Origin of the sequence: Bifidobacterium saguini DSM 23967, assembly GCF_000741715.1 — a bacterium.
Lineage (GTDB): Bacteria > Actinomycetota > Actinomycetes > Actinomycetales > Bifidobacteriaceae > Bifidobacterium > Bifidobacterium saguini.
On record NZ_JGZN01000028.1, the window covers coordinates 1 to 1,007 of the forward strand.

General features: G+C 64.6%; 2 protein-coding genes. Both read left to right on the forward strand.

Translation table 11 applies throughout. The features are described from left to right. A partial coding sequence (locus BISA_RS13445; protein WP_237746170.1) for a hypothetical protein occupies positions 1-193 on the forward strand: 193 nt, incomplete at its 5' end. A gap of 95 nt (positions 194-288) precedes the next feature. Further along, positions 289-885, forward strand: coding sequence for a hypothetical protein (locus BISA_RS11700; protein WP_051917581.1), 597 nt, complete (start codon positions 289-291; stop codon positions 883-885). Positions 886-1,007 lie beyond the last annotated feature (122 nt).

Here is a 1,007-nt window from a genome sequence, read left to right on the forward strand (position 1 = left end):
CGGCCAGGACACGCGCGGGCCGCGCCAATCCCGACAACGGAGCCGGCCAGGCGCCTTCCGCGCGGCCGGCACGGCAGCAAAAACACAGGTGTTTTTGACTCTTTTCGGCCTGCTCAACCGTACCCGCGCCGCCGGCTCCGTCAACGCCGACGCACAACGGGCCCCTGCGGGGCCCGGAGCGTCGTCTTTATGACCTCACCGGCTTGAACGCGGGTGCGCCTTCGCTGACCGAAAAGGTCAAAAAAACAAAAGATTTTTTAAGGCGCACCAACCTGAAGGAGAGCCATCATGACAGTCGCGACCGCACCCGCCAAGCAGACCAGCGCAACCATCAGAACCCGTTTCCACAAGCTGATAATGAGCAAGGGGCGGGCCAAGGCCATCGAGCTCATGGCGGCGGACGCCATGGGCGCATGGATGTACGCGCTCGACTACGACAAGCCCCTCGAACCGGAACACCAGCTCATGCTCACCACGCTCATGAACGAGCAGCTGAGCGTGAGGGACGCCATGATTGCCGTCACCCTCGACCCCGACCTGCTAGGCGGCGAAGTGATGCAACTCGCCAGCCACCCGCACCAGCCGGACAACAGGAAGCGCATCACCGAAATCCTCACCGCCGCATTCATGGACGCGGCCTTCCGCCCCGACACCGACCGGCTCACCAACGCCGCCGCCATCATGCTCCAAGCCGCCAACGACGCGGACGGCAAGACATCATGCCAGCCGCTCGCCACAGCCGCATACTGCGCATGGCTCGCCGGCGACATGAAAGCCGCGACACTCCTCGCCGCCACCGCGCTCGGCATCGACGAGGAAACCAATCTCGCATGCATCGTGCTCTACGCCATCGAACACAACGACAAACCAGCCTACATGCGCTGACCGATAGGAGTCGTGCCACCCATGAATCAAGGGTGGCACGACGGCCTCCGGCAGGCCAAGGGGACTCGAGCCGTCCCCTTGGGAAACCCCGGCATCCCGCGCAAAGCGCGGGACCGGCCCCC